At 61.0% G+C, this 25,773-nt stretch carries 20 protein-coding genes and 1 pseudogene; 14 read left to right on the top strand and 7 right to left on the bottom strand.

The annotated features are described in order from the left end of the window. Positions 1 to 6 precede the first annotated feature (6 nt). The 4 genes from kdpB (at position 7) to AYM40_RS32210 (ending at position 4,362) form a co-directional block, all read left to right on the top strand. Positions 7 to 2,142 (top strand): potassium-transporting ATPase subunit KdpB, encoded by a 2,136-nt coding sequence (gene kdpB / locus AYM40_RS32230; RefSeq protein ID WP_063500038.1) that lies wholly within the window; start codon positions 7 to 9, stop codon positions 2,140 to 2,142. 22 nt (positions 2,143 to 2,164) lie between these two features. After that, positions 2,165 to 2,746 carry a potassium-transporting ATPase subunit KdpC gene (gene kdpC / locus AYM40_RS32225; RefSeq protein ID WP_063500037.1) on the top strand — a complete coding sequence of 194 codons (582 nt, stop codon included), beginning with the start codon at positions 2,165 to 2,167 and terminating at the stop codon, positions 2,744 to 2,746. A 121-nt stretch (positions 2,747 to 2,867) separates the two neighbouring features. Then, positions 2,868 to 3,566 carry a response regulator gene (locus AYM40_RS32220; protein ID WP_063500036.1) on the top strand — a complete coding sequence of 233 codons (699 nt, stop codon included), beginning with the start codon at positions 2,868 to 2,870 and terminating at the stop codon, positions 3,564 to 3,566. Between the two features lie 274 nt (positions 3,567 to 3,840). Next, positions 3,841 to 4,362 carry a universal stress protein gene (locus AYM40_RS32210; protein ID WP_420488493.1) on the top strand — a complete coding sequence of 174 codons (522 nt, stop codon included), beginning with the start codon at positions 3,841 to 3,843 and terminating at the stop codon, positions 4,360 to 4,362. 153 nt (positions 4,363 to 4,515) lie between these two features. Here AYM40_RS32210 and AYM40_RS32205 read toward each other — a convergent pair whose 3' ends face one another. From AYM40_RS32205 to AYM40_RS40915, 4 genes are all read right to left on the bottom strand, one after another. After that, complete coding sequence (locus tag AYM40_RS32205; protein WP_063500034.1) at positions 4,516 to 5,139, bottom strand: ABC transporter ATP-binding protein; 624 nt, start codon at positions 5,137 to 5,139, stop codon at positions 4,516 to 4,518. Next, positions 5,105 to 5,371, bottom strand: a complete 267-nt coding sequence (locus AYM40_RS41625) for a hypothetical protein (RefSeq protein ID WP_063500033.1) — start codon at positions 5,369 to 5,371, stop codon at positions 5,105 to 5,107. The genes AYM40_RS32205 and AYM40_RS41625 overlap by 35 nt, the downstream gene beginning before the upstream one ends. 45 nt (positions 5,372 to 5,416) lie before the next feature. Next, the gene (locus AYM40_RS32195; RefSeq protein ID WP_063500032.1) at positions 5,417 to 6,523 is read right to left on the bottom strand and encodes an AraC family transcriptional regulator; all 1,107 of its coding nucleotides are present in this window, start codon (positions 6,521 to 6,523) and stop codon (positions 5,417 to 5,419) included. A 407-nt stretch (positions 6,524 to 6,930) separates the two neighbouring features. Continuing rightward, positions 6,931 to 7,179 (bottom strand): hypothetical protein, encoded by a 249-nt coding sequence (locus AYM40_RS40915; protein WP_148662371.1) that lies wholly within the window; start codon positions 7,177 to 7,179, stop codon positions 6,931 to 6,933. Between the two features lie 125 nt (positions 7,180 to 7,304). On the opposite strand from AYM40_RS40915, the gene AYM40_RS32190 reads away from it, so the two are divergent. Next, entirely contained in the window at positions 7,305 to 9,209 is a 1,905-nt protein-coding gene (locus AYM40_RS32190) for an AAA family ATPase (protein ID WP_063500031.1), read from the top strand. Between the two features lie 478 nt (positions 9,210 to 9,687). Then, a complete protein-coding gene (locus AYM40_RS32185) occupies positions 9,688 to 10,287 on the top strand; it encodes a hypothetical protein (protein ID WP_148662370.1) in 600 nt (199 codons plus the stop codon). Positions 10,288 to 10,538: 251 nt separating this feature from the next. Here AYM40_RS32185 and AYM40_RS32180 read toward each other — a convergent pair whose 3' ends face one another. Further along, a complete protein-coding gene (locus tag AYM40_RS32180) occupies positions 10,539 to 11,723 on the bottom strand; it encodes an acyltransferase family protein (protein ID WP_063500029.1) in 1,185 nt (394 codons plus the stop codon). Between the two features lie 378 nt (positions 11,724 to 12,101). Between AYM40_RS32180 and AYM40_RS32175 the strand changes: the two genes are divergently transcribed. The 4 genes from AYM40_RS32175 to AYM40_RS32160 all read left to right on the top strand — a co-directional run bounded on the left by AYM40_RS32175 (position 12,102) and on the right by AYM40_RS32160 (position 16,775). Then, positions 12,102 to 13,208: an OpgC domain-containing protein gene (locus tag AYM40_RS32175; RefSeq protein WP_063500028.1), complete on the top strand. Its 1,107-nt coding sequence runs from the start codon at positions 12,102 to 12,104 to the stop codon at positions 13,206 to 13,208. Between the two features lie 56 nt (positions 13,209 to 13,264). Beyond that, the gene (locus AYM40_RS32170) at positions 13,265 to 14,884 is read left to right on the top strand and encodes a tannase/feruloyl esterase family alpha/beta hydrolase (protein WP_420488492.1); all 1,620 of its coding nucleotides are present in this window, start codon (positions 13,265 to 13,267) and stop codon (positions 14,882 to 14,884) included. A gap of 206 nt (positions 14,885 to 15,090) precedes the next feature. After that, positions 15,091 to 16,014: an ABC transporter ATP-binding protein gene (locus tag AYM40_RS32165; RefSeq protein WP_063500026.1), complete on the top strand. Its 924-nt coding sequence runs from the start codon at positions 15,091 to 15,093 to the stop codon at positions 16,012 to 16,014. After that, on the top strand, positions 16,014 to 16,775 hold the full coding sequence (locus AYM40_RS32160; protein WP_063500025.1) for an ABC transporter permease: 762 nt from the start codon (positions 16,014 to 16,016) through the stop codon (positions 16,773 to 16,775). Before AYM40_RS32165 ends, AYM40_RS32160 begins: the two co-directional genes overlap by 1 nt. A 102-nt stretch (positions 16,776 to 16,877) precedes the next feature. On the opposite strand, the gene AYM40_RS32155 is transcribed toward AYM40_RS32160, so the two are convergent. After that, a complete protein-coding gene (locus AYM40_RS32155) occupies positions 16,878 to 17,879 on the bottom strand; it encodes a helix-turn-helix transcriptional regulator (RefSeq protein ID WP_063500845.1) in 1,002 nt (333 codons plus the stop codon). Between the two features lie 116 nt (positions 17,880 to 17,995). Here AYM40_RS32155 and AYM40_RS32150 point away from each other — a divergent pair. The 4 genes and pseudogenes from AYM40_RS32150 to AYM40_RS32135 all read left to right on the top strand — a co-directional run. Beyond that, positions 17,996 to 18,517 (top strand): annotated as a pseudogene (locus tag AYM40_RS32150) (helix-turn-helix domain-containing protein); the annotation flags it as partial. Positions 18,518 to 19,106: 589 nt separating this feature from the next. Beyond that, positions 19,107 to 19,532 (top strand): DUF3830 family protein, encoded by a 426-nt coding sequence (locus AYM40_RS32145; protein WP_063500024.1) that lies wholly within the window; start codon positions 19,107 to 19,109, stop codon positions 19,530 to 19,532. A gap of 499 nt (positions 19,533 to 20,031) precedes the next feature. After that, positions 20,032 to 22,614, top strand: a complete 2,583-nt coding sequence (locus AYM40_RS32140; RefSeq protein WP_063500023.1) for a YadA-like family protein — start codon at positions 20,032 to 20,034, stop codon at positions 22,612 to 22,614. A gap of 458 nt (positions 22,615 to 23,072) precedes the next feature. After that, positions 23,073 to 24,281 carry a hypothetical protein gene (locus tag AYM40_RS32135; RefSeq protein WP_148662369.1) on the top strand — a complete coding sequence of 403 codons (1,209 nt, stop codon included), beginning with the start codon at positions 23,073 to 23,075 and terminating at the stop codon, positions 24,279 to 24,281. Here AYM40_RS32135 and AYM40_RS32130 read toward each other — a convergent pair. Further along, on the bottom strand, positions 24,269 to 25,765 hold the full coding sequence (locus tag AYM40_RS32130; RefSeq protein ID WP_063494538.1) for an IS5 family transposase: 1,497 nt from the start codon (positions 25,763 to 25,765) through the stop codon (positions 24,269 to 24,271). The two genes, AYM40_RS32135 and AYM40_RS32130, sit on opposite strands and share 13 nt — an antisense overlap. Positions 25,766 to 25,773 lie beyond the last annotated feature (8 nt).

The raw sequence follows: 25,773 nt of genomic DNA, 5'->3' as shown, positions 1-25,773 counted from the left end.
GACAGCATGACTAACGAACTCCAACCGCCGGTTCATCAGCCTGGCAACATCGGTCAGGCACGCAACGCCGCGCGTTCGATGTTCGACCCGGCGATTGCGCGGCCGGCGCTCGTCGATTCGTTCAGGAAGCTCGCGCCACGCCATCAGTTGCGTAACCCGGTGATGTTCTGCGTGTACATCGGCAGCATTCTGACGACCGTTCTGTGGATCGCGGCGCTCGGGGGCCAGGCCGAAGCGCCCGCTGGTTTCATTCTCGCGATCGCGCTCTGGCTGTGGTTTACCGTGCTGTTCGCCAACTTCGCGGAGGCGCTGGCCGAGGGTCGCTCGAAGGCGCAAGCGGCTTCGCTGCGCAGCGCGAAGCACAACGTGATGGCGAAGAAACTGCAGGATGGGCATCCCAAGTCGCCGATCCTTATGACGACGGCCACCGATCTGCGCAAGGGCGACGTCGTGCTGATCGAAACCGGCGACGTGATTCCGGCGGACGGCGAAGTGATCGAAGGCGTCGCCTCGGTCGACGAGTCGGCGATCACGGGGGAATCCGCGCCGGTGATCCGCGAGTCGGGCGGCGATTTTTCGTCGGTGACAGGCGGCACGCGTGTGCTGTCGGACTGGATCGTCGTGCGGGTCAGTGTGAATCCCGGCGAGGCCTTCCTCGACCGGATGATCGCGATGGTGGAGGGCGCGAAGCGTCAAAAGACGCCGAACGAGATCGCGTTGACGATCCTGCTGGTCGCGTTGACGCTCGTGCTGCTGTTCGCCACCGCGACGCTGCTGCCGTTCTCGATGTTTTCGGTCGAAGCCGCGAAAGCAGGGCATGTCGTCACGATTACCGCACTGGTGGCGCTGCTGGTGTGCCTGATTCCGACCACCATCGGCGGCCTGCTGTCGGCGATCGGCGTAGCAGGCATGAGCCGGATGATGCAGGCGAACGTGATCGCCACCTCGGGCCGTGCTGTCGAAGCCGCAGGTGACGTCGACGTGTTGCTGCTCGACAAGACTGGCACGATCACGCTCGGTAATCGCCAGGCTTCGGCTTTCACGCCGGCGCCGGGCGTCACGGAGGAACAGCTCGCCGACGCCGCGCAGTTGTCCTCACTTGCGGACGAAACCCCGGAAGGGCGCAGCATCGTCATACTCGCGAAGCAGCGCTTCAACATCCGCGAACGCGACATGCATGCGTTGCAGGCAGTTTTCCTCGCTTTTAGCGCACAGTCGCGCATGAGTGGTGTCGATCTACCCGACCGTGAGATTCGCAAGGGCGCATCCGATGCGATCAAGCACTATGTTGAGGAGCACGGTGGCAGTTTCCCCGCGGAGCTCACGGTTGCGGTCACGGAAATCGCACGTCGCGGCAGCACACCGCTGGTCGTCGCGCAGCACGTCCGCGGCGAGAGCGGCGCACGCTGCATGGGCGTGATCGAGCTGAAGGACATCGTCAAGGGCGGTATCAAGGAGCGTTTTGCCGAACTGCGCAAGATGGGCATCAAGACCATCATGGTGACGGGCGACAACCGCCTGACGGCAGCCGCGATCGCTGCCGAAGCAGGCGTCGACGATTTCCTCGCCGAAGCCACGCCGGAAGCGAAGCTCGCCACGATCCGCACGCACCAGGCCGAAGGGCGGCTCGTGGCGATGACCGGCGACGGCACCAACGACGCGCCGGCGCTCGCGCAAGCGGACGTCGCGGTGGCGATGAACACCGGCACGCAGGCAGCGAAAGAAGCCGGCAACATGGTCGACCTCGATTCGAATCCGACCAAGCTGATCGAGATCGTCGAGATCGGCAAGCAGATGCTGATGACGCGCGGCTCGCTCACCACCTTCTCGATCGCCAACGACGTCGCCAAATACTTCGCGATCATCCCGGCGGCTTTCGCGACGACCTATCCGCAACTGCGGGTGCTCGACGTGATGCATCTAAGCTCGCCGTCGTCGGCCATTCTGTCGGCGGTGATTTTCAATGCGCTGATTATCGTGGCGCTGATCCCGCTTGCCCTCAAGGGAGTGAGGTACCGGCCGCTCGGCGCGGCGTCGCTGTTGCGCCGCAATCTGCTGGTCTACGGGCTGGGCGGCATTCTGCTGCCGTTCCCGTTCATCAAGCTGATCGATATGGTGCTGAACGTGTTCGGCTGGGTCTGACCACAATAGAGTGGTGAACATCATGAAAACGCTGCTTCGCCCGGTACTCGTCCTGTTCATCCTGATGACCGTGATCACCGGGGTGATCTATCCGATCGTTGTGACCGCAATCGGTCATGCGGCCTTCGCGGCGCAAGCGAACGGCAGCCTCCTCGAGCGCAACGGCAACGCCGCCGGCTCCGCGCTGATCGGCCAGCAGTTCGACGCGCCGTACTATTTCTGGGGACGCCTGTCGGCCACCACGCCCCAGCCCTACAACGCGCAGAACTCGGGTGGTTCGAACCTCGGCCCGACCAACCCCGCGCTCGCCGATGAAATCAAAGGCCGTCTCGATGCCTTGAAGGCAGCGGGTAACGACATGTCGCAGCCGGTGCCGGTGGATCTGGTGACGTCGTCGGGCAGCGGGCTCGATCCGGAGATCAGTCCTGCGGCTGCCGCTTATCAGGCGGAGCGGGTGGCGAAGGCCCGCGGCCTGCCGGTCGAACAGGTGAACGATCTTGTTGCGCGCAATACGTCGGGGCGGCAGTTCGGCGTTTTCGGCGAGGCACGCGTGAACGTGCTGAAGCTCAACCTGGCGTTGGACGATCTCAAGCCGATGCATTGAGTCCGTTGCTTTACTGCCGTTGTTTTGCCGGCGCGCATGAAGCGCGCCTGTCCAATAATCTATGGAGACTCCGCCTGGAAGTTGGCCGCGACCTCAGGGGGGCTGCCGACGTGGCACATTCATGAGCGATCCCACCGTAACAATCGTTGTGATCGACGCTGACAAAGCCATCCGCCGCTTCATTCGCACGAGCCTCGAAGCGGCCGGCATGAGTGTCTTCGATGCGCAGACCGGCGCACAAGGCCTGGCGCAGGCTGCCACGCGGCTGGCGGATCTCGTCATTGTCGATCTGAGTTTGCCGGACATGGACGGCATCGAGGTGATCCGTGAGTTGCGCGGCTGGTCCGCGATGCCGGTGATCGTCCTGTCGGCGCGCAGCCGCGAGGAAGACAAGGTTGCCGCGCTCGATGCCGGCGCCGACGATTACCTCACCAAACCATTCGGCTTGCCGGAGCTCAGCGCGCGGATCCGCGCGCATTTGCGCAGACAGGTCAACGGCGACAGGGTTGGTGTGCCTCAGGTTCGGTTCGGCCTCGTCACGATCGATCTCGGCGAGCGGAGGGTCGTGCGCGGCAGCCGGACCGTCCATCTCAGCCCCACCGAATATCGCCTTCTCTCCGCGCTGGTGCGCCATCCCGGGCGCGTATTGACGCATGAGCAGCTGCTCGGCGAGGTATGGGGTCCCTTGCAAACCGACAACCACCACTACCTGCGAATCTACATGGGGCATCTGCGCCACAAGCTCGAACGCGATCCGGCGCATCCGGAACACATCGTCACCGAAGCGGGGGTGGGCTACAGGCTGGTTGGCGTGCGGTGAATTTCACAAGATTTTTATATCGCCGGCGGCAATCGTTTCTCGGCCTTTATGGCGTTGTCCGTTGTGTGACATGCGGGCTGCTAACGCTGTGGCTGCAATCCGATGCGCGGCGCGCGTTCGGTTTCGCGCGTGAGAAGGGGTTCGTGAAGACGGTCGGCGAGCGCAAGCAGGAGCTGCAGATTGCCGAGGATTGTCCGAAGCGGTGGCTGGTGATTTTGCATATCGAGCTGAATCCCGCAGCGATACAGGCAACGTGAGGCTGCTTTGCGCCGCTGTGGAATTCGCTCGTACGCTGCCAGACAATACAGCCGGCTTTTTACGCCACGTTAACGGCGCATTGGCTAAGCTCAAAGTATCAGTTACCCGCCAGGAGTTCTCGATGATACGCATGCTGATCCCTGTTCTCGACCAGGGCGGCGCGATAGAAGCCGCGCGCTACGCGGCGTTCATGTTTCTGGAGCGCGGCGTAACCGAAGTCGAACTGCTGGAAGTACTCGAGCCTGTCGATCAGGGGCGCGCGGCAGCCTTCCACAGTCGAAGTGCATTGGTGCGCCGGGAAAAGCAGGCCATGCTGAAGGCCTTGATCGACGTCCGCACCATTCTCGAAGAAGCCGGCGTGCCGTATCGCTGGAAGCGGGTCTTCGGCCACCGTACGAAAGCGATCGCCGACTACGCTGCGACCACCCAGCCCGACGTGATGGTGATCGATGCCAGCCATATGGGCTTTTTCCGCAGGCTGGCCATGTTCGCGTCGCTCTCAAGGCGCACGGTGACCCCGGTGACGATGGTTCACTGATTTAGCCAACGTTCATCGGCAGCGGCACCATCTGTTTGCCATGCTGGTGCAGGCGCGTCTGGATTTCCAGCGGCGTGCGATTGCGCAACCACATCGCAAGTCGCGAAAATCGACAGATCGTGCCTTGCACAAGACCGCGACGCGCGGAACCTTCTAGCCGCGCATACCCAGGTCCGCAAAAGCGATGGTTTTCGCCTCGCATGCTTGCGTAAAAGCCGGGTCGTAGCTCGAGAAAAAGACCGTGCGGGTTTCGGCCAGCGTTTTAAACAGCTCGACCAGAACTCCGCGCGCCGAGGCGTCGAGTCCGCCGGCCGGTTCATCCGCGATCACGACTTTCGTCTCGCCGAGTACGGCCGCGCTCAGGAAGAACTTCTTGCGCGTGCCAAACGACATCTGCTCGAAGCGCTTGTCGAAATGCGGTTCGAGTCCCAAGCGATGGGCCAGCTCGAGCGCATGGCTGTCGACCGCTGTCTTTCTTTCCGACGCCACGCGCTCCAGATACGCGCGACCGGTCTGGTCCGGATACGTCATGCAGTCTTCCGGCACATGCGTGAGCACGGATTTCGCCTCATGCGGCGCGGTGCGCAACGAATGGCCGCCCAGCCACACTTCGCCGGCGTCGGGGCCGATCGTGCCGGCGAGGATGCCAAGCAGCGTCGACTTGCCGCTGCCCGATTCATCGTTGAGCGCCACGCATCCTGCAGCCGTGTCGTAGTGCAGTCCTTGAAAGATGATGTGTTCGCTATAGCGCTTGCTGAGGTTCTCGAATCGAAGCATGGCGTGCGGAGTGTGTCAGCCGAAGAAAGTGCCGCACGACGCTCACGCAGATTGCGATCAGCACGATGCCGGGCGACGAGGATTCTTTGGGAAGTGGGCAGTGCGCAAGTGTAGCAGCGCGGTCCGACGTTTTCCCGCGTTCGAGCGTGGGCGATGTCGCCGCGCTCGTCATCATCACGTCGTACGTGGCGCTTGCGGTCAACAGCGCCGGCCCGAGTTCCGTGCTGATCATGGAAGCGTTTCCGGCAACTCGGCGCGCGGCCGGACTTGCGGTGATTTACAGCTTCGGCGTGGTGCTGTTCGCCGGATGCGCGCCTTGCCGGCGCTTCGCAACCGCCTGCGTAAGCTCCTCCGCGCTGCGGTGCTGCAGGTCCAGCGCGTGCGCCCGCATATCCTGCGGGCTCATGTCGAAGGCACGGCGAAATGCGCGGGTGAAATCGGACGCGCTTCGGAAACCGAGTCCGTAAGCGATTTCCGTCACCTGAAGATGCGGAAAACGGACCAGTTCGTCCGCTGCTTCCCGCAACCGGCGATTGCGGATGTAGGCGCCGAGCCCGCCGTCGTGCTCGAACCAGCGATAGATGGTGGCGCGTTTCAGCTGTAACGCCTGAACCACGCTGGTCGGCGTGAGGTCGTCCTGGTGCAGGTTGGCTTCGACGTAGCGCCGCACCTGTCCCATCACGGCAGCCTGCAGCGCCGCCCGGCTCGCTCCGGTCAGGCGCGCCTCCTTGCGGAAGGCTGCGACCAGCAGTTGGGCGCCGGCATGGAGTGCCTCCGCCGCGGCGGCCGGGTCGAGCGTGGGGATTTCCCGGGCGACTGCCGCGAGGTGGTCCAGCACGAGGCCGGTCAGCGGCGAACCCTGCTGGACAATCCGGCCGTGAATCGCCGCGCCGTCGCCCAGTTCCTCGTCCACGATCGCGGACGGTACGAACAGGCTCAGAAGCCGGCATTCGGGCCGTTCGGCCCGAAACGGCTGGTTCAGGTCGAACGCGACGATGCCCTGCACCGAGTCCGGCGCGCTGCGTTTCTTGCGCATGCCCGTCACATGGCCGATTTCGCCTTCCACGAACAGGTGAAAGGCGTAATCGCGCCGCGAGTCTGTGGAGACGCGCGCGACCGACCGTTCCAGCCGCAGCGCTTGCGTGCTGCAGTCCGTAAACACCATGCCGCCGACTGCATAAAAATCGATTTCACCGCGAAAGCCCCTGCCGATCTGTTCCTTCGACGGCGGCGTGTCGACCACATGGCCCACGCGCTGGCGCCAGGCCAGAAATTGTTCCTCGGCTGCGAGCGCATGCGTGCTGAAGCGGCTCGTGGAAATGGCGGAGCGCGGTTCGGCTGGGGCTGCAGCGGCCAGGGATGGCGGCAAGGTGCGCTGATTCATGGATCGGTTGCTGCGAATGGAGGATGCGGTTCTGGTGAAGTACCGATGGTAACCAGGTATTTAACACGCCGTCGTCCAAAATTGAGACGGATGGTAAAGCCAATCAGAAAACCTGCGGTATCGTCGGATGATTAGATGCAGATCGCTTCTCGACCAGCTCGGGAGTGAAGCGCAGATGAAGCCGGGGCGGCGTACAGCCGCCTGAGTCTGACTCTGTCGAGGGAAAGGTTGCGGGAATCGGGGGTAGTTGCGGGAGAGCAGACCGGTGCCACAAGGTACCGGCAATAAAAAAGAAGAACCTGAGAGTGCGGCGAGATGCGGACGGGCCCAAAGAGGCCCGCCGCTCAGCTGCTCGAACGTTAGGCGCCTTGCCTATCGAACGTTTAGTTCATTCCACGATTTTTTCGCTATTTGCTGTAATTCTGACCGCTTTTTAATAGGGCGCGGGTACTTTCACGTATACAGAATACGCAGTGAATATAGCGCTGATAAACTGTGCGCCGGTGCAGCGGGTCGTCGCTTTCAAGGCGCCGATCGCTCCCCCAAATTCGACGATATAAATCGCCGGATAGACGGTAGAAACCGGTCTTTTCTGCAATATGGAAAAAGTGGCCACCCGGCATACTGACCGGCGTGCGAGCTGCTAAAAGGGACATGGAGTCGAATGTCCTTCTTTCCGCCATGCGCGCTGTCGCGTCAGCAGATTCCCTCTCGCCAGCCTCTACCACCTGATTTTGACCAGTATTGAAGGCCAGCCCTGGCCTGTTTTTGGAAGTGACTTATGAAGCCGGGAAAGAACTCGCTTGGGAAAAGACGCGTGCGCAAGATCGCCATGGGAGCTGGTGCTGTACTCATCGCGGTGTTGCTTGCGTTGAGCGTCTGGATTTACCAGCAGCGCGACGGGCAGGCCACGCCGGCGCTTACCGGCATCGCGAGCCAGATGCGCCACGATCCCTCGGCGTGGACGCGCGACGAGCAAGATGCGTCGCAAATGTTGCGTGACATTCACAGCGCCAACGTGGCCGCGATCGGCGTGAGCCCCAACGCGATTCTGGTGTCGACGCGCGAGGGCGCGAAATACTTCGTCACCGACCATAACGCAACGTTCTCGCACGCACTGCTGCTTGGCGAGCCCAAAGCCGGCGAGGCCGCGTCCTATCAGCTCGTGTGGCTGCCCGACGCCGATATCCGGACCGGCGCATCGCGCTGGGTTCCGGTGTTCAACCAGGTGCGCGATGCAATCGGCCTGCTGCTGCCGCTGCTGTTGATCGGCGGCATGGCGTGGTTCATGCGCCGCGAGATGAGGGGCGGCGCGTCGCTTCTCAGCCGTGCACCCAGGCTGCGTTTCGACGACGTGATCGGCGCGGGTGAAGCCAAGGCGGCGCTGGCGGACATCCGCGGCTACCTGTCCGATCCGAAGCAATTCACGTCGATGGGCGTGCGCGCGCCGTGCGGCATTCTGATGGTCGGCGGCCCGGGCGTCGGTAAGACGCGGCTTGCGCAGGCGCTCGCCGGCGAATGCGGCGCGAACTTCATTTCGATCACGGGCAGCTATTTCAGTGCGAAGTACTACGGCGTCGGCATCCAGAAGGTCAAACATCTGTTCGAACTCGCGCGCAAGAATGCCCCCACGGTCATCTTCATCGACGAAGCCGACGGCCTCGCCAAGCGTACGGATACCGGCGGCGGTCCCGTCGAAGCCGAGAGCAACCGGATCATCAACCAGCTGCTGGCGGAAATGGATGGCTTTGCTTCCAACGAAGGCGTCATCATCGTTGCGGCGACCAACCATCCCGACAATCTCGATGAGGCGTTGCGCCGTCCGGGCCGGTTCGACCGCACGGTGCAGGTCCGTTTGCCCGACCGCGAAGACCGCGCAAAAATTTTCCGCTTCTATGCGGAGAAGCTGAAGTCGAAGGCCGCCGACATCGACTACGACCAGCTCGCTCGCCTGACCACGGGCCTTTCTCCCGCTACCGTCGCGATGGTCGTGAATCAGGCGGGGCTGGTCGCGCGCAAGGCCGGCGAAACGGAAATCGCTTCGAAGCATTTCATGGAGGCGATCAAGATTGCGCGCATCGGCGACGTAAGCGGCGCGGAACGGGCACTGAGCGAGGACGAACGCACGCGTATCGCAGTGCACGAAGCAGGGCACGGTCTCGTTGCCGCGCTGCTCGGCACCGGCGTGCTGGAAGAGGTCACGATCTTGCCGCGTGGCGGCGCATTGGGTGTCGCGCTCATCACGAAGGCGCAGGACAAGCACCTGTACCGTGAAACTGAAATCCGCAACGAAATTCAGGTCTTGCTCGGCGGACGCAACGCCGAAATTCTCACGTTCTCCGAAGCTTCTAGCGGCGCTGCGTCGGATCTGCAGGAAGCATCGCGCATCAGCCTCGACATGGTGTCGAAGTTCGGCTTCAACCGCGACGGCGATCTGTTCAGCCTGGCGGCGCTGCCGTCGCAGTACGCGGGCCTGCAAATGAAAGGTGCCATCGAACACGCCAACGTGCTGCTCAAGGAATTGAACGAGTTGTGTTATGGGCTGCTGCACGCCTATGAGCCCGTACTGCGCGCCATTGCCGACGAACTGCTCGAGCGGGAGACCGTTCCTGGTGAAACCGTTTACCGGCTGGTCAAGGAGCATAAGAGCGCGCTGAAGATCGTCCACGAGCCGGCGGCCGCCTGATCCGCATTGCGCCGGGAAAGCGCGAAAACGGGCGGCGGTTTTCCTTGTTCCGCCCCGATTGGACAAGCGGGAAACTGCGGCCCCGTCGTTATAATCCGCCGCGCTTTTGTCCGATATTCCCGGATGCGCGGCCTATACTGAATCTCGCGGTGCAATCTTAATGCGCCGCTGACTCACGAAGTCAGCCAATGCGCGGATTTCCGTGCGATTCCTCCGCACGCGTCCGCCGGCACCGGGCTATCAATCATTTGCCCGGTGAAGCAGTTCGCCAATCACTATCTTCCGCTATCGGCCCCCCCGGCACCGCGCGCCTGCGCTGCTCGAATCGCCGACGATACCATGCCGTATTTCCGCTGGACGCGAGCCTGTTGAGGGGCTTCGTCCTTTTATCGCTGGCTGCGCGAACAGCGTCGGCCGGGTACGGGCGTGCCTGTTAAATCGCTTTGAAAGGTCCACTCGATTCAGTTAGGTAGCCGAAGTGTATGAATTGAGTTGGGCGTCTGATTTGCTTGGAAAGGAGATGAACATGAATAGCAAGCGTATAAGCGTTCTGTCGGCCACGGCTGTGGCGCTTCTGGCGCTCAGTGGCGCGGCAAAGGCCGCCGATAAGTGCTCGCTCGCCACGCTGAACGGCGCGTACGGCTTCAGCGCGCAAGGGAAACTGATTGGATTGTTGGATTCGACGGGGGGAGTCCATCCGTTTGTCACGCAACAGCTACTTAACGACGTTGCGCTCGTAATCTTCAACGGGTCCGGCCACTTCAAGCGGATCGACACCGGTACCGTCGGCGGCGCACCCAAGGGCGGTCAGACTGATTTCACCGGAAATCAGAGCGGCTACTACACGGTCAATTCGAATTGCACCGGTACGATGACGATCCAGTATGACAGCGGCGTGACGCTCCTTCTGGAGATGGTCGTGACCGATGATGCCAGATTGATCAAAGCCATTATCATCACCGAGACCCTCCCAGGCGCCGCGCCCACGATCGACAACACGCCCTGCCAGGCGCCTTGCGCTGAGGCGGTCGAGGTCAGTCTCGAGGGGCGCAAGGTGGAGGCTTTCGGATTCCGTTAATCGGCGGCGGATGCCGCTATTCTGGCGCCGCCGTAACCGCGGGGATGTCGCTTCGCGGGCGGTGGCGTTTCGCCCCTTTGAGGCAGCGGCTGATCGAGGCCCGGCTCGACCGGCTTGGGAATGGCGTCGCCAATGGGCCTGGACACTTCTGTGCCCGCGTGTCGCGCAAGGTTCGAAGCAGCCGGCTAAGTGAGGCCGCATGACACCGTGCCCTTACTCAAACCGCAGGAAAGAAGAACGTAATGAAGCCTTTAAGCGGCATCTGAAGCCGCGCCTTCATCCCTCAATGCGCGCCCGTTGCGAGCGACAAACGTGGCCGGTGTTTGCGTCGCCATAGGAGCCGTGGTGCGCGGCTGTGCGCGCTGTGTCTTCAAGCGAAGAATCGGCGCTTCGATCAGCCGCCAGGAGAGCACGGCCATCGTCAGCGAAATCAGGAACGACGCGACAATCCCGGCGACGTGCGCCCAGATCGGTACGGTGCCCCCGAAGAACGCCATGGCGTGGTGGTTGCGGGTCAGGTCCGGAATCAGATTGTGATAGAGATAAAAGCCGTAGCTGATGCGCCCGAAGTTCACCAGCCAGCCGGTTTCAAGCAGACCGATCACTGCCGCGTTACGGCAGCACGCAATCGAACACACAAGCGCCGCGATAGAGACGCCATACAACGCGCTGACCATCGTGAACGCAAGCGAACTGTCTAACTGACTCCACCTTGGCTCGGTCGCACAAAACCCCACAAGGCAAACACTCAACACGAACAGCGTCATGCCATGTCCGAGCATGACGCGTAAACGGCTTTCTTTCCCGGCGATCATCAAGCCGCCAATCCCGCCCAGCGCCAGCAACCAGAAGTTGGTCAGCGGATGCGTGTAGATGGTGATTTCCTGCCACTGTGCGGCCCGCATCGCCAGCAGAGAAACCAGACCAACCGCGACAATCGCGAGGCACACCGCGCGATGCCGTCGCGCCGCAACCAGCAGCAAGAACGGCGCAAAGACGAGATAGAACTGCTCCTCGATCGCGAGACTCCAGAGATGCGAGTAACACCCCGGCCAGTAATGCAGCACGGAGCCGATCCAGACGTTCGACAGATAAGCGAAATGAAACGGCATGCCGCTCGCTAACTCAGGGCTCGCCATCCCGAGCGCCATCAGCACGCACATCACCACCAGCATCAGGTAGTAGACCGGAAATATGCGTAGCGTACGGCGAAACAGGAAGCGCTTCAGTTCAGCGCCGAACCGGCTGCCGTTTGTTTCGATGCGCGTGCGTTGCGCGGACAGAATGCCGATGATCAGAAAGCCGCTCAGCGCGAAGAAGATCCATACGCCGAGGTGGCCGATTTCGCCAACGTCACCGAATAGCCGGTGCTGAAAAAAGACCATCAGGACTGCAATCGCGCGCAATCCGTCGAAGCCGGCAATCCTGTTGTTCATGTGTATGTCTTCCAACGGGCGTGCGGGAACCCATCCTACGATGAAAAAAAGCGAAAAAAATCGCGCACCGACATGGGTGATTTTTTTCCGTGGCCTTTACCGATTATGCTCACGCTGGACGCAATAAAAGCCGCAAAACTTGCCGCAAGACTTCCCGTCAACCCAAGCCGTGACGACGCAGTATTACTTCACGCCGACATCCGAATTTCAGATTGCTGCCACTTCGCCCACACTTAAAGGGAGGTTGTCAGCACGCGTCGGCGTGGTGCGCGGCATCGGTGGGAAAGTTTTATTGTTATGGAGTTCCTACTGGGAACACCGGTGTATAACCGCTTTTCTCGGCGCATTACACGCATGCGCCATCTTGCGAGAACCTGAATGGACACCCGTCGCGGACGCTCGATTGAAGTGGATTTTTTCCGCGGCGTCGTGTTGATCGTCATCGTGTTGGACCACATTCCCGGTAGCACGCTCTCGCATCTGATGTTGCACACCTATGCCTTGTGCGACTCGGCCGAAGTGTTCGTGTTCCTCGGCGGCTATGCGTCGGCGGCAGCGTATACGGCAGTACTCGCGGGCCGCGGCGAGAGTGCGGCGGCGATGCGCTTCATCAGGCGCTGCTGGGAGATCTATCGCGCCTATCTATTGACGGCCGTATTAACACTGCTGTCCGGCGCCGTTCTCGCGCAATTGCATCTGAACCAGCCGATGGTCGACCTCACCGGCTGGCAGCCGTTCGCGGTGCAGCCGTTGCGCGAGGCGTTCGATATTGCGGTGCTGCGGCGCCAGCCGTATCTGTCGAGCGTGCTGCCCATGTACGTGATCTTTGCGCTGTGCGTACCGTTCGTGGTGCCGCTGGCGCGCCGTTCCCCGCTCGCGGCGCTGGGCGCGAGCGCGACGGTCTGGTCGCTCGCCCGGCCGCTGGCCGCGCTATTCAGCATTGACGACATGGCCGACTGGGCTTTTAATCCGTTTGCATGGCAACTGATGTTCGTGCTCGGCGTTCTGTGCCGGGTGCAACCCATCAGCGAGCGCTTTCACGCCACCCGCACGGCGCACTGGTTCACGCGCGCCGCGGTAGTCGCGGTGCTGGCGTTCGCCATTGTCAAACTCTTTGTGCTGACGCAGCCGCTGCCCGGTGTGCTTAAACAGAACCTTTCCGTGGAGCGCGTGATCAACTTTGTCGTCATCGCCTGGCTCGCCGCGCAGTTCGTGCGCGTGGGCAGCATCGCGTGGCTCGCACAGCGGTTGCCGGCGGTGGTGACGGTCGGCCGTACCGGGCTTGTGTGCTTTGTCGCCGGAACGTTGGTGTCATTGATCGTCGATACGGCGACGCCGCATACGTTCCACGGTTTTCGCGGCACGCTGATCGGACTCGGCGGCGATCTGGTCGCCATCGGCGCGGTATTGATGATCGCGCGCGGCTGGAACGACTGGAAAGGGCAGCAGTCGCGCACGGCTGCCAATAGCGCGGGTTACGGATGAGGGCGCGTGCGCGCCGTACGCGCCATGTGAATCTGACGCGAGGGTCGCGCACGGTCATGACGCTCGCCGGTGCGATGCTATGGCTGAACGCCTCAGGGGCATTCGCCGCACCCAATGAAGCGTCGCTCGCCATGCATTGCGCGGAATTCGCGGGCGCGGTGTTGCCCCCTGAGTTGATCGCTTTGCCCACGGCCGGCGTGCAGATCGAAAGCGCGGCGATGGTGGCGGCCACCGCGCCGGGCAATCAGCAAGGCGGCGAATATTGCCGTATCACTGGCCGCATCAAAGCGCTCACAGCCAGCACACCCGATATCCGTTTCGACCTGAATCTGCCGCGCCGCTGGAACGGCCGCGCGCTGCAGATCGGCGGCGGGGGCTACAACGGCGTGGTGGTGAGCGGTACGGGCGTGATGCCGTTCTCTCCGGATCGTGCGCCGCTCGCGCAAGGCTATGCGACTTTCGGCGACGACTCGGGGCATGTGGGCGATTCGTCGCTCGCGATCTTTGGCCTCGTCGATGAAGCGGTGACGAACTTCGGCTACGCGCATCTGAAGAAAACGCACGACGCCGCGCTCGCACTCATTGCGCGCGCTTACGGCCGGCCGCCGCAACGGATGTATTTCGCCGGCGGCTCGACGGGCGGCCGCGAAGGCTACACGGCGATGCAGCGCTATCCCGACGACTACGACGGCGTGATCGCCAATTCGCCCGCGCTCAATTTTTCGGGCGTGCGTTTGATGGGCTTGAAGCTTGGTCAGGCGGAATATTCGACGCCTGGTGGCTTCATTCCACCGCTGTTGCTCGAGCATGTGTATCAACGCACGCTTGCGGTCTGCGACCGGCTCGACGGCGCGGCGGACGGCATCGTCAGCGACGTTGCCGGGTGCCGGGAACACGAAGCGGAAATCATCGCCTCGTTGCGCTGCGCCGGACGAACCCCCTCGCACGACGAGTGCCTCGCCGACGCGCAACTCTCCACCTTGCTGGTGATGCGCGACGGCCTGACCTGGCCCTACCCGCTGGCGTGGAATGTCACCGGTTATCGCGGCTACAACATCTTTCAGGGGACGCGTCTGACCGGCATGCTCGGGCTCGCGCATCAACCCGAGCGTTTGCCGGTGCCGAGCTTCTTCGCCAACGGCTACCTGTTCGCGCAGGGCGACGGCTACATTCGCTATTTCGTGACGCGCGACGCCCGGTTCGACTCGCTCACGTTCGACCCGCTCCATCCCGGCAAATATCGCGGGCAGCTCATCGCGCTGTCCCAGGCGATCGGCGCGATGAACCCGGACCTCGCACGCTACATCGCGCGCGGCGGCAAGCTCATCACGCTGCAAGGCCTCGCGGACGAAGTCATCAGCCCGAACCAGACGATCGCCTACTACGAAGCGCTGATCGATCGTTTCGGCGTCGACCAGGTCGATGCGTTCATGCGGCTCTACATGGTGCCGGGTTTTCAACATGGCGGCGGGGTGTTCATCCCATCCGTGGATCTGCTGGGTGCACTCGATAATTGGGTGACGCGCGGTATATCGCCCGAAACCTTGATCGCTACCGATATCGCGGCCGCGACCAACGGACGCTCGCGTCCGTTGTGCCGTTACCCGCTGTTTCCCCGCTATGGCGGGAAGGGCAATGTGAATCTCGCCAGCAGTTTCGCGTGCGCCGAACCGTGACAGGATCGGGCCTGTCTGGCATGAACCACGGCCGGTCTTGAAAGGCAGACGGACCTTGCCGACGGATCTTGAGCCAGCGTATCGGCTTCCTCCGCATCTCGAGATTGCGCTGCACGCTTTCTCACTTTCAATTACATTGCGGGTGCGGTCGCACATTCGCGCCGCCTTCCTCCAATCAAACACCGGTGTCTGCCATCGTCGAATCCATGCAGCCAATCGTTTCAGTCACGAATCTGTCGAAAACCTATGCCACAGGTTTTCATGCACTCAAGAACATCAATCTGGCGATCAACCGCGGAGAAATCTTCGCCTTGCTTGGGCCCAACGGCGCGGGCAAAACCACCCTTATTAGCATCATCTGCGGCATCGTCAATGCGAGCGTTGGCAGCGTGATGGTGGACGGCCGCGACATCGCGACGGACTATCGCGGCGCACGCTCGCTGATCGGTCTCGTGCCGCAGGAGCTGACCACCGACTCGTTCGAAACCGTCTGGGCGACCGTCTCGTTCAGCCGCGGGCTGTTCGGCAAGCCGAAAAACCCCGCTTACATCGAAAAGATCTTGCGCGATCTGTCGCTGTGGGAAAAACGCGATAGCAAGATCATTACGCTGTCGGGCGGCATGAAGCGCCGCGTACTGATTGCGAAAGCGCTCTCGCACGAACCGCGCGTGCTGTTTCTCGACGAACCCACGGCGGGCGTCGACGTCGAGTTGCGCCGCGATATGTGGAAGCTGGTGCGCTCGCTTACCGCCAGCGGGGTGACGATCATTCTCACCACGCACTACATCGACGAAGCCGAGGAAATGGCCGACCGCATCGGCGTGATCAATGCGGGCGAGATCATGCTAGTGGAAGAGAAGACGGAGTTGATGCGCAAACTCGGCAAGAAGCAGTTGACGCTGCAACTGGAGGGTCAGCTCGCGGAGGTGCCGCCGGTGCTGGCCGGTTATGGGCTGGATGTCGCCAAGGGGGGCAACGAGCTGATCTACACGTATGAGGGCGACGGCGGGCGCACCGACATCATCGCGCTGCTCAAAGCGCTCGACGACGCCGGTATCCGCTTCAAGGATCTGCATACGACACAAAGTTCGCTCGAAGACATCTTCGTCAGTTTGCTCCGAGGTAATTAATGAATATCTACGCAATTCGCGCGATCTATAAGTTCGAGATGGCACGCACCTGGCGCACGCTGATGCAGAGCATCATCGCGCCGGTGATTTCGACTTCGCTTTACTTCGTCGTGTTCGGCGCGGCTATCGGTTCGCGTATCAAGGAAGTGGACGGCATCAGTTACGGCGCGTTCATCGTGCCGGGGTTGATCATGCTGTCGCTGTTGTCGCAAAGCATATCGAATGCGTCATTCGGCATTTACTTTCCGCGCTTTACCGGCACGATCTACGAGCTGCTGTCGGCCCCGGTGTCGTATCTGGAGATCGTCGTGAGCTATGTGGGCGCGGCGGCCACCAAATCGATTCTGCTTGGCTTGATCATTCTGGCTACCGCCGGGCTGTTCGTACCGCTGCAAGTGCAGCATCCGTTCTGGATGATTCTGTTCCTGGTGCTCACCGCGGTGACGTTCAGTCTGCTCGGTTTCATTATCGGCATCTGGGCGGATAGCTTCGAGAAATTGCAACTCGTGCCGCTGCTGATCATCACGCCGCTCACGTTCCTCGGCGGCAGTTTCTATGCGGTGAATATGCTGCCGCCGTTCTGGAAGATCGTGACGCTGTTCAATCCGATCGTCTACCTGGTTAGCGGATTTCGCTGGAGCTTCTATGGCCTCGCCGATGTGGATGTCGGTGTCAGCCTCGGGATGACCACGTTGTTTCTGGCGGTGTTTCTCGTGATCGTCGCGTGGATCTTCAAGACCGGGTATCGGCTCAAGAGCTAACCGGGCAGGTGCAACGCGTCGATCAGGCGCCCCGTGAATTGCGGCGTCTCCGCAGCCGGCCAGATACGTGCGCCGGCCGCGGCTCGCCTCCGTCTATATCGCCTACGTCACATAGCCCTGCGCCACATTGATCAGCTGCACGCGATTGCGCACGTTGAACAACTGCCGCAGGCGCCGCAAGTGGTAGTCGACGTTATGCGGCGACAGCCCGAGGAAGTAGGCGATTTCCTTGTCGCGCTGTCCCTGCACAACCGCCTTCAGCACCGCATGCTGCAAGTCGCTCAGCGTGACGCGCTGCTGCTGCGCGGGCGCAATCCCGATCACGCTCTTCGCGTGCGTCCAGATGAATTCGTGGATCGTATGCGCGAACATCAGCGTTTCGGCCACGATCGACTCTGTCATCCAGCGCGGGTTGCCGATCTCCGAGTTGAAGCACAGGCTCGCGCTCAGTTCCGGCTCGGGCAGCGGCATTTGCGTGAGAATCCCGCTTTTGCGGCCGGTGGCCTCCAGCATGTCGATCAGGCCGCCGAGCCTTTCGCTGCGCATCTGCGCGCGCGGCAGGTCGGCGCGCATGTCGGCGGTGTTCCAGAGGAACGGCATGCCGGTCGGCGACGCCAGCGCGATGCGCGGATCCAGCTCGAAATAACGCTCGCGGAAATAGCGCGTGAGCCATGCCTGCGACTCGTAGCTGGTCAGCACGAACATCGTCTTGTGATGCGCGGTGGTGCGCGTGGCTGTATAGCTGAACGAGTCGAAGCCGAGTTGCCTGATGCGCCGCCGCACGAATTCCATGCGGTCCTGCGCGCTGCCAAATCGCACCAGCGGACTGATTATCGGTGCGGCCCGCCGCGCGATGGGCGAGGGCGTGCCAATCTCCTCCTCGGTGAAGAGCGTGAGAAAACCTGTGGGCACCATGCCTGATGCGGTGCGGGTGGATGCCCTGGATGCTTCAGCCGCGTGGGCTGATTCCTCGGGTTGCCGCGTGCCGGCCGGGTAAGCCGGTTGTGCGGCAACCGCTGAGTTGTAAGCCGCCGACAAGTGGCTGGCCTCGCCTTGCGGCGAGCCGGTCAGCCAATGTGGCAGCGTATCGCATTCGTGTTCCATGAAACGGTAGCTCCGGCGTTCGAAACGCGTGATGGACGACAACCCGGATGATTAACTATTTCCAAATATTACGGAAGCCGGTTCCTCGCTATCATTTTTGAGATCTTGCGCTGACCGAGTTGTCGCTTGGCGACGCGATGCAGTTTCACGATCCATTGATCGCCGCGATGCTCGGCGCATTGCATCGTGCCACGGGCGACCCCGCCGACTCGCGGCTGTACGTCGACGCGCTGGCCCACGCGCTCGCCGCTCATCTGTTGCAACATTACTCGCGCGGTCGTCACGCCGGGGCTGGCCAGCCCCGGCAGCCCGAGCGCCTGGTGCCGCGCCGCATCCGCCGTGTAACCGATTACATTCGCGCCAATCTCGCCGCCGATCTAGCCATCAGCGAACTGGCCGCGCAGGCCGGGTTAAGCAGCTTTCACTTTGCTCGTGTGTTCCACCGCGAGACGGGTGAAACGCCTCATCAGTTCGTCACGCGCTTGCGGCTCGAGGAGGCCGCGAGGCTGCTGCGCGCCACCGATCAGACGGTGCTGCAAATCGCGATTGCGGTTGGTTTCGAGAATGCCAGTCATTTCTCCGTGCAGTTCAAGCGTGGCTATGGCGTGACGCCGCTTGCCTACCGGCTGCGCGGCTGAGAGCCGGGTTGCGCGGCTGGATCGTATGGGTGGCTCGCTAGCGTGCGATGCGCGAGCGGCATCCCGACGATTGAAAGCACGCTGGCATTCGCCGGCGCCGATGCCGTGCAGCGCGGGAATGTTCGGTCGCCGCGTGGTACAACGTATCGAGGCCGGTCGCGGTAGGTCATTGAGGGCAAATGAATCACCGAAACGACAACTACGCACTTCGCACAGTTTGCTGGGCATTGCGTGGCTTGCAAACTACGAACTTTCGTGGCGCGATGGGAGATGGACCTGGCATGGCCGGGCCTGAATTCTGGTCCGACCAGTTCAGAAGCCATGATGTTCACTATGCAATGAACCGGAGGTCGCGGGTAACCATTGCAGTTGCTGGGTTTAGATGATATGCAGCGGGCTGCCATGGGTTGGCGGCGGCCTGCGCGATGTGCAGTAGCCGCTATCACTGGATCAACTGGCCTGACCAGATGTGTGGCAACTGTATCTGTCGAAGCATTGCACCGGCCGACAGAATGTTATGCCTGCAGCCTGGCTTCAGCCGGCGTCTGACCGACCCTTCCACTCAACCCCTCACACCGGATACCTAGCGATGACCCGACTTCGAATCACCTCCTGCGGCCACGTCTTTACCGCCGAAACGCATCCTGACGCGCCGCAAACGGTGGCCGCCTTTCTGAAGCTCCTGCCTTACCGTCAGAAGATCATCCACGTGCGCTGGAGCGGCGAGGGCTGCTGGGTTCCGCTTGGCGACTTCAAACTCGAAAACGACGGCGCGGCAGTCGGTTTTGAAAATCACACGAGCCATCCGTCGGTTGGCGACATTCTGTTCTACCCCGGCGGTTACAGCGAAACGGAGATCATTCTCGCGTACGGCTCGTGCTGTTTCGCAAGCAAGATGGGCCAACTCGCGGGCAATCACTTCCTGACCATCGTCGAGGGCAAGGAAAAGCTGCGCGAACTCGGCACCAAGGTGTTGTGGGAAGGTGCCCAAGACGTGCTGTTCGAAAGGATCTGAAGCGGCCGTGCGGTGTTTGCGCGGTCTGCGGCGAACGCAAACGCCCTGGTTGATTTTCTCTGCATAAAGCGCCTCGGCACTGAGTCATGTCTGACTCGGCGAACGGCACCGGACCGCTCGCTGACTTTGTTCGCTCGATGACCGTGTGACGCAGGGTGTCACGCGGGGTGTCACGTTGAGGGCTTAATGCCCATCCTCCTGGTTTAAGAAGCGCTAAGAACGCGTCTTAACACCGCCTAAAGATATCCGGTTGATTTAAGACGTTTGGCACTTTGCGTCCTAAACCAGGTATGCCGTTTGTACTTATTCAAGCTAAAAAATTGCTTTTAAGAGTTTTCGTATTCGCGATCTTGTAAGCGGACGGCAAACTATGGGCGTCGCGTTTGTTGGTCAAGGGGCAGCGCGACGCATTCTTAAGTCTCTCGACGGTTGAGATAGATATTTAGGATGTCTTAAGACAATTCTTGATGGATGGATTTCGATAAAAAGACTGGGAGGAATGTTGAACAAGACTTACAAAACCGTTTGGAATAGATCGACCCTCACCTACATCGCCGCATCGGAGGCAGCGAAGTTCCGTGGCGCGAAGGGTGCTTCGGCATGCGGGGCGCTGGTGGCCGGTGCGGGGTTGTTGAGTACGCTGGTGTATGCATTGCCGGCTAGTGCGGCGGGTTCTATCGATCAATATATCGCTGTCAGCACGACATTGACCGAGGGCAGTGAGCCTACGTCGGTGGACAATACGAAGTTGAACGCGATGGCCCTTGGCCCAAATGCGGTGTCGAATGGCAACAACGCTTTGGCGGTCGGCGCCAAGACACTGGCAAGTCTGGACGGCACGACTGCCGTTGGTTCGGCTGCTGCCGCATTGGCAGTGAATGCCACGGTGATCGGTGCGGGCGCCACGACCGGTGGTGACGCGCTGAATGGCGTGGCTATTGGTTATATGGCGTCTGCAGAAGGTGTCAACACGCTGGGTCTTGGCGCGCACGCAAGCGCGCTTGGCGATGATTCCATCGCGCTTGGTACCAATGCCTCGACATCCGACGGCGTGGCGAAAACCATCGCCATCGGTTCTGGCGCGTCGGCCAGTGCCGCCGGCGGGATTGCGCTCGGGGCCGGCTCAAGGGCGGATCGGGCCAATGCGTTGTCGGTCGGGAATTCGAGCCTGAACAGGCAAATCATCAATGTGGCTGCTGGCACGCAGAACAGCGACGTGGTCAATGTTTCGCAACTGAAGGGCGCGATGGAGGCCATTGGTGGAGGCGCTACCGTCAATGTTGACGGCACGATCAGGAAGCCAATGTACATGATCGGTGGTCAGACTTACGCCGATGTCGGTGCGGCTCTATCCGCTTTGGTGACAAGCACGGAAACAGCGAGCGCCGACTGGGTTCGATATGACTCGACCTCGCACGACGCCGTAACGTTGGGCAACACTGGCACCCCGGCTCAGCTCACCAACGTGCGCGCCGGGGCACTCGCCGCCGACAGCTCAGACGCCGTGAACGGCTCGCAACTGTTCGCGACCAACCAGGCGGTGGCGCAGAACACCAGCGATATCGCCGCCAACACCGGCAGCATTACCAACCTCGACGCGCGCACCACCACGATCGAAGGAGACGTGAGTAACATCACAAACCAGATCACGAACGGCGAGATCGGGCTTGTCCAGCAGGATCAGGTATCGCGCAATCTCACGGTCGCCAAAGACCTCGACGGCGCCAGCGTCGATTTCACCGGGTCCGGCGGCGCCCGCGAACTGACGGGGATCGCGGCGGGCACCACGGATACGTCCGCGGTGAGCCTTGGCCAGCTCAAGCCGGTGGTGGCTGCGCTCGGCGGCGGCGCGCAGATCAATGCCGACGGTTCGCTGACCGGTCCCACCTATCACATGCAGGGTGGCACGCAAGGCAATGTCGGCGATGCACTCGGCTCGCTCGACAGCGGACTCACGACGCTGCAGCAGAACATGCAGACCGGTGGCATCGGCATCGTCACGCAAGATCCGGTGTCGCGCATCATCAACGTCGGTGCAACGACGGACGGCGATCTGATCAACGTGGCCGGCACGGCGGGCAATCGTTTGGTCACCGGCGTCGCGCCTGGCGCGGTCAATGCCGCGAGTACGGATGCGATCAACGGTTCGCAACTCTATACGCACGCGGCAAGTACGGCGGTGGCGCTCGGCGGCGGCTCGACGGTCAATCCGGACGGTTCGGTGACGGCGCCCTCGTACAGCGTGGGTGGCACGGTCGTGAACAACGTCGGCAGCGCGATCAGCAATCTGGATGGCCGCGTGACGCAGAACACCAGTGACATTGCCGGACTGCAAACCACGATCGGCAACATCAGCGGGTCGGTGGCGAATGCGGTCCAGTACGACAGTTCCGCGCACGACAAGGTCACGCTTGGCGGCACGGCAGCCACTACGCCGAGGGTCACGCTTACCAACCTGCAGGATGGCGAAGTATCGGCCACCAGCACCGATGCGGTCACCGGCGCGCAACTGTGGAACACCAATCAGCAGATTGGCAACCTCGGTCAGCAAATCGGAGACCTCGGTCAGGCGGTGAAGAATACTCAGGTTACCGGCAGTTCATATGTGGCCGTCAATAGCTCAGGCAATGCGGCGCAGGCGATCGGCAACGGTACCGTGGCGATCGGCGGCGGCGCAAAAGCGAGTGCGCCAAACTCGGTTGCGATCGGCGAAGGCTCGGTTGCCGATCAGTCGAACACGGTTTCTGTCGGGGCGACGGGCAACGAGCGCCGCATTACGAACGTCGCAGCGGGACAGGCGCCCGGCGACGCCGTGAATATGCAGCAGTTCCAGGGCGGCATGAGCGATATGGCGCGCAATGCGTATTCGGGCACGGCGTCGGCTATCGCGTTGACGATGGTTCCGGAGGTCGATGCGAACAAGAACCTCGCAATCGGTGTCGGGACGGCCGGCTATAAGGGCTATCAGGCGGTGGCGGTGGGCTTGTCGGCGCGTGTCACGCAGAGCCTGAAGGTCAAGCTCGGCGCGGGCATCAGCTCGGCCACGACGACAGTCGGCGCCGGTGCGGCGTACCAGTGGTAGCGGGAAGCAGGGTAGGAGGACGCGCGCCGCTCGCGCGCGCGTCGGCAGGCTTTTCTCACGCCCCGCACGTTCGATCGTGCGGGGTGCAGTGCAACATTTACTCGGAAGCGTGTGCAGGTAGACGGGAGCGGACCAGGCGGTTCTCGGTCGAGCCTGTTTGCCGCATTGATCGAGCACGCTGACCAACACCCTGTTTTCCGTTTTGGCATGTGCCTTTACTCGTATTCCGCGGCACGCGGCGCATACCAGTCAGGCGGATCTCGAATCGGCATCCCTTGTGGTTTGAGATGAGTCACCGAGACCATTGATTTCTGTCTGACGCTGATAACTTAGTGAGGCGATATGCCTCGCCATTCATAAAATCCAGAGCAGATTGTGCACGCTAATATTGGATTTCGTCCGATGCCGCCAAAAATCCCGGTTTTATCCATCTATTACTAGTGCAGAGAGTCTTCCGAATGCCGATATACGAGTCAGAAGATATTAAAGACGTTAAAAGGCAAGGTGTGCGATCTCATTCAAAAATTATGGGTTCCAGGAGGCGCCGCAAGATTTCAAATTCGGCTGATGCGGATTCGCTATTTGTTTTTGATCCGCAACACCAGGCTAATGGGGATGCTACTGATGAAAATGACTTGACAGAAACAGAAAATAAAATCGTGGAACCGGCTGTTCGTTATGACGCAATAACCGGTATGTTAATCAATCTGATGTTTTCGATGCAGAAAAAAGCTATCGAAAAATTAATTGATGCTCTGCCAGGGAGTTGTCGGAATTTTATCTCGAAAGGCCACAAATTAGCGGCCTTGTATCGTTCGTTGTGGGAAATTCATCGGGATAATAATAGCGGTTTATCGGGGCGGCTCGAGGCCATGATTTCCGTAATTGAAAATCATGGGGAACTATTGCCCGACAGCGTTGTTGCGTTGAAATCCTGGTTAGTGCTGGCATCCGATGCTTTACTGCTGAAGGATATCAATCTGGGACGGGCGATGTCCGGAAGCCTGCAGGACATCCTCAGCAGGACCAGGACACTGCTCGAAAATGAGGCGTTGCAGTCTCTCTTGCCGGAAAAGTATGTCGAACAGTTTGTGTATCTGTTGGACCAGTGTTCACTCGCATCCGGACTGATTGCCAAGCTGAAGAATTTGCCCGAAGGGGCAAGCTTTGCGGACTACCTCCAGTTGTTTAAATCCGATCAGATTTTAAGGAATATTGTGCCGGAAAGTCTGCTCGAGCTCGCCGATTTTGCGGAAAAAATAAAAACTAGAATTGAGAGGCTGGATAAGGAAGTCTTGGGATTTCTGCCTGTTTATCCAGATCAAGGCGGATATTCTGAAAAGCTGGAGTGGCTAATTGAGGTCCTGAGTTCACAGCGTGTTCAGCGCGAATTGGGACCCTATTTGGACTCCCGTTGGATGGCGTTGTTCAGGACGCCCGCAGCATTAATGCACTTCTTTCAAACCTATCCGGTCGAAGCAGGTGCCCTCGAAAAATTGCATTGGATCGCCGCCCAGGCTGCCGCCTCGAACGAAGCGCGTCCGTTCGAGGGTACTTTGCTGGAGCCGGTTCTTCTAAATCTGCAGCGGTCATTGGTTGACGGCAAAGACGTCAGGCCTGTCATCGACATGATAATGAGTCGGCCCTGCAAAATTCAGTTTGCTTGACGCACGACGCCGATCGGGTATTTTGTCGGAGCGGGACGGTTAGCCCGCCGGAAGCGTTCCCGGTGCGCAAGCAGCGGATGCGACAGGACATCGGCGATCGAATGCAGCCAGGCGAGGACAAAAAAGATGGGCCCCAGACCCAGGCGAACAATCGCGCGCAACAGCCAGCGCAGGTTGTAGCCCGTGGCGCACAGCACGGCATGCAGCGCATCGCCGGTTTGTCCTTTGAGCCAGCAGCGACGCATACCGTGGTCGTGCTTCACATGGCCGATGATCGGTTCAATCGCCTGGCGTCGCTTGAGCCAACGTCGCTGCGTGCTGGTCAGTGTCCTGTGTTTGCCGCGATGAATCAGGTGTACTGATGATACCTCCACGTCGACGCCGCGAAACCCGAGATCGACCAACACGGTCTTCGGCTGTGGTGTACCGGGCAGGTCCTGCAACAGAATGGAGCTCTGTTCGAGTTGCTCGGCCAGCGTATGGCCGTCATAGGGGTTGCCGGGGAACGCCCGCGCACCGACGATCAACCCTTGTTTCTCCGTGATCGCGAGGCTCACCTTGACGCCGAACTCGTAGGGCTGGCGTGCCTTTCCTTTCCCAATGCATTCAACTTCAGGCGCATGCAGTGCGTAGAGTTTGTTCCTGTCCTTTGGACGTTGGTGGCAAATGCGCCAGGCCCGCTCAAGCCAGACGCGCAGTTGTGCCTGCCGTTCGTCTGAAGCTCCAGACAGCTTGCGTTCGATATCGCGCAGCAACCGTCCCAGTACCGTGCGCTGACGCTTGAGTACACGACGCAGGCGCCTGAACTGCTTCGCATGGGCATAGCCGCCCGCGCGGCGACGCAGTCGCTTGCCTTCGCGCTCGTACGTTTGCTTCAGCCCCAACCCTGCGCGTTGCGCCAACTGAACGAGTCTGGCCCGCGCCACCTCAAGCAGACGGCTGTCGGTCGGATACGCAATCGCCTTCTCCTGCACCGTGGTGTCGACAATCACGCGCTCGAATTCGACCGGCGTCACCGCCTTCATCTGCACCGCAGCCGCGATCGTCGCCGCGAGCAGCTCCTCGACACCGGCTTCGCCCAGCGCCTGCCGAAAACGCACCAGGTTGGTCGGGTCGCACGGCAGACGCGGCTGGAAATACTCCTCGCCGCAGAAGAACTGAAAGTACACGTCCTGTGCCCAGCGCTCGCACACCGTTTCGTCACTCTCGTTGTAGGCGTGCTTCAGGTACAGCAGACCCACCATCAGCCGCATAGGCAAGCGCGGACGTCCAGCCGCACTGACGCCACCGGCAAATTCCAGCGAGTTCGAGCCAAACAGGTCAACCGCTTCGCTCACCCGTCCATCGCGTGAACGTCGCTCGAACAGGGGAGCAAGCGTCGTTTCGATTGAAGCCCATGACATCTTCGTTGCCAACACGGCAAGCGGGTGACGTAGATCAATCATCGCGTCCAGACGGCTACGAAAGAAATCAGGCGTGCTCATTGGCGACC

The sequence above is a fragment of the Paraburkholderia phytofirmans OLGA172 genome, from assembly GCF_001634365.1.
In the GTDB taxonomy this organism is placed as follows: domain Bacteria; phylum Pseudomonadota; class Gammaproteobacteria; order Burkholderiales; family Burkholderiaceae; genus Paraburkholderia.
This window is presented reverse-complemented; position numbering and strand designations above follow the sequence as displayed.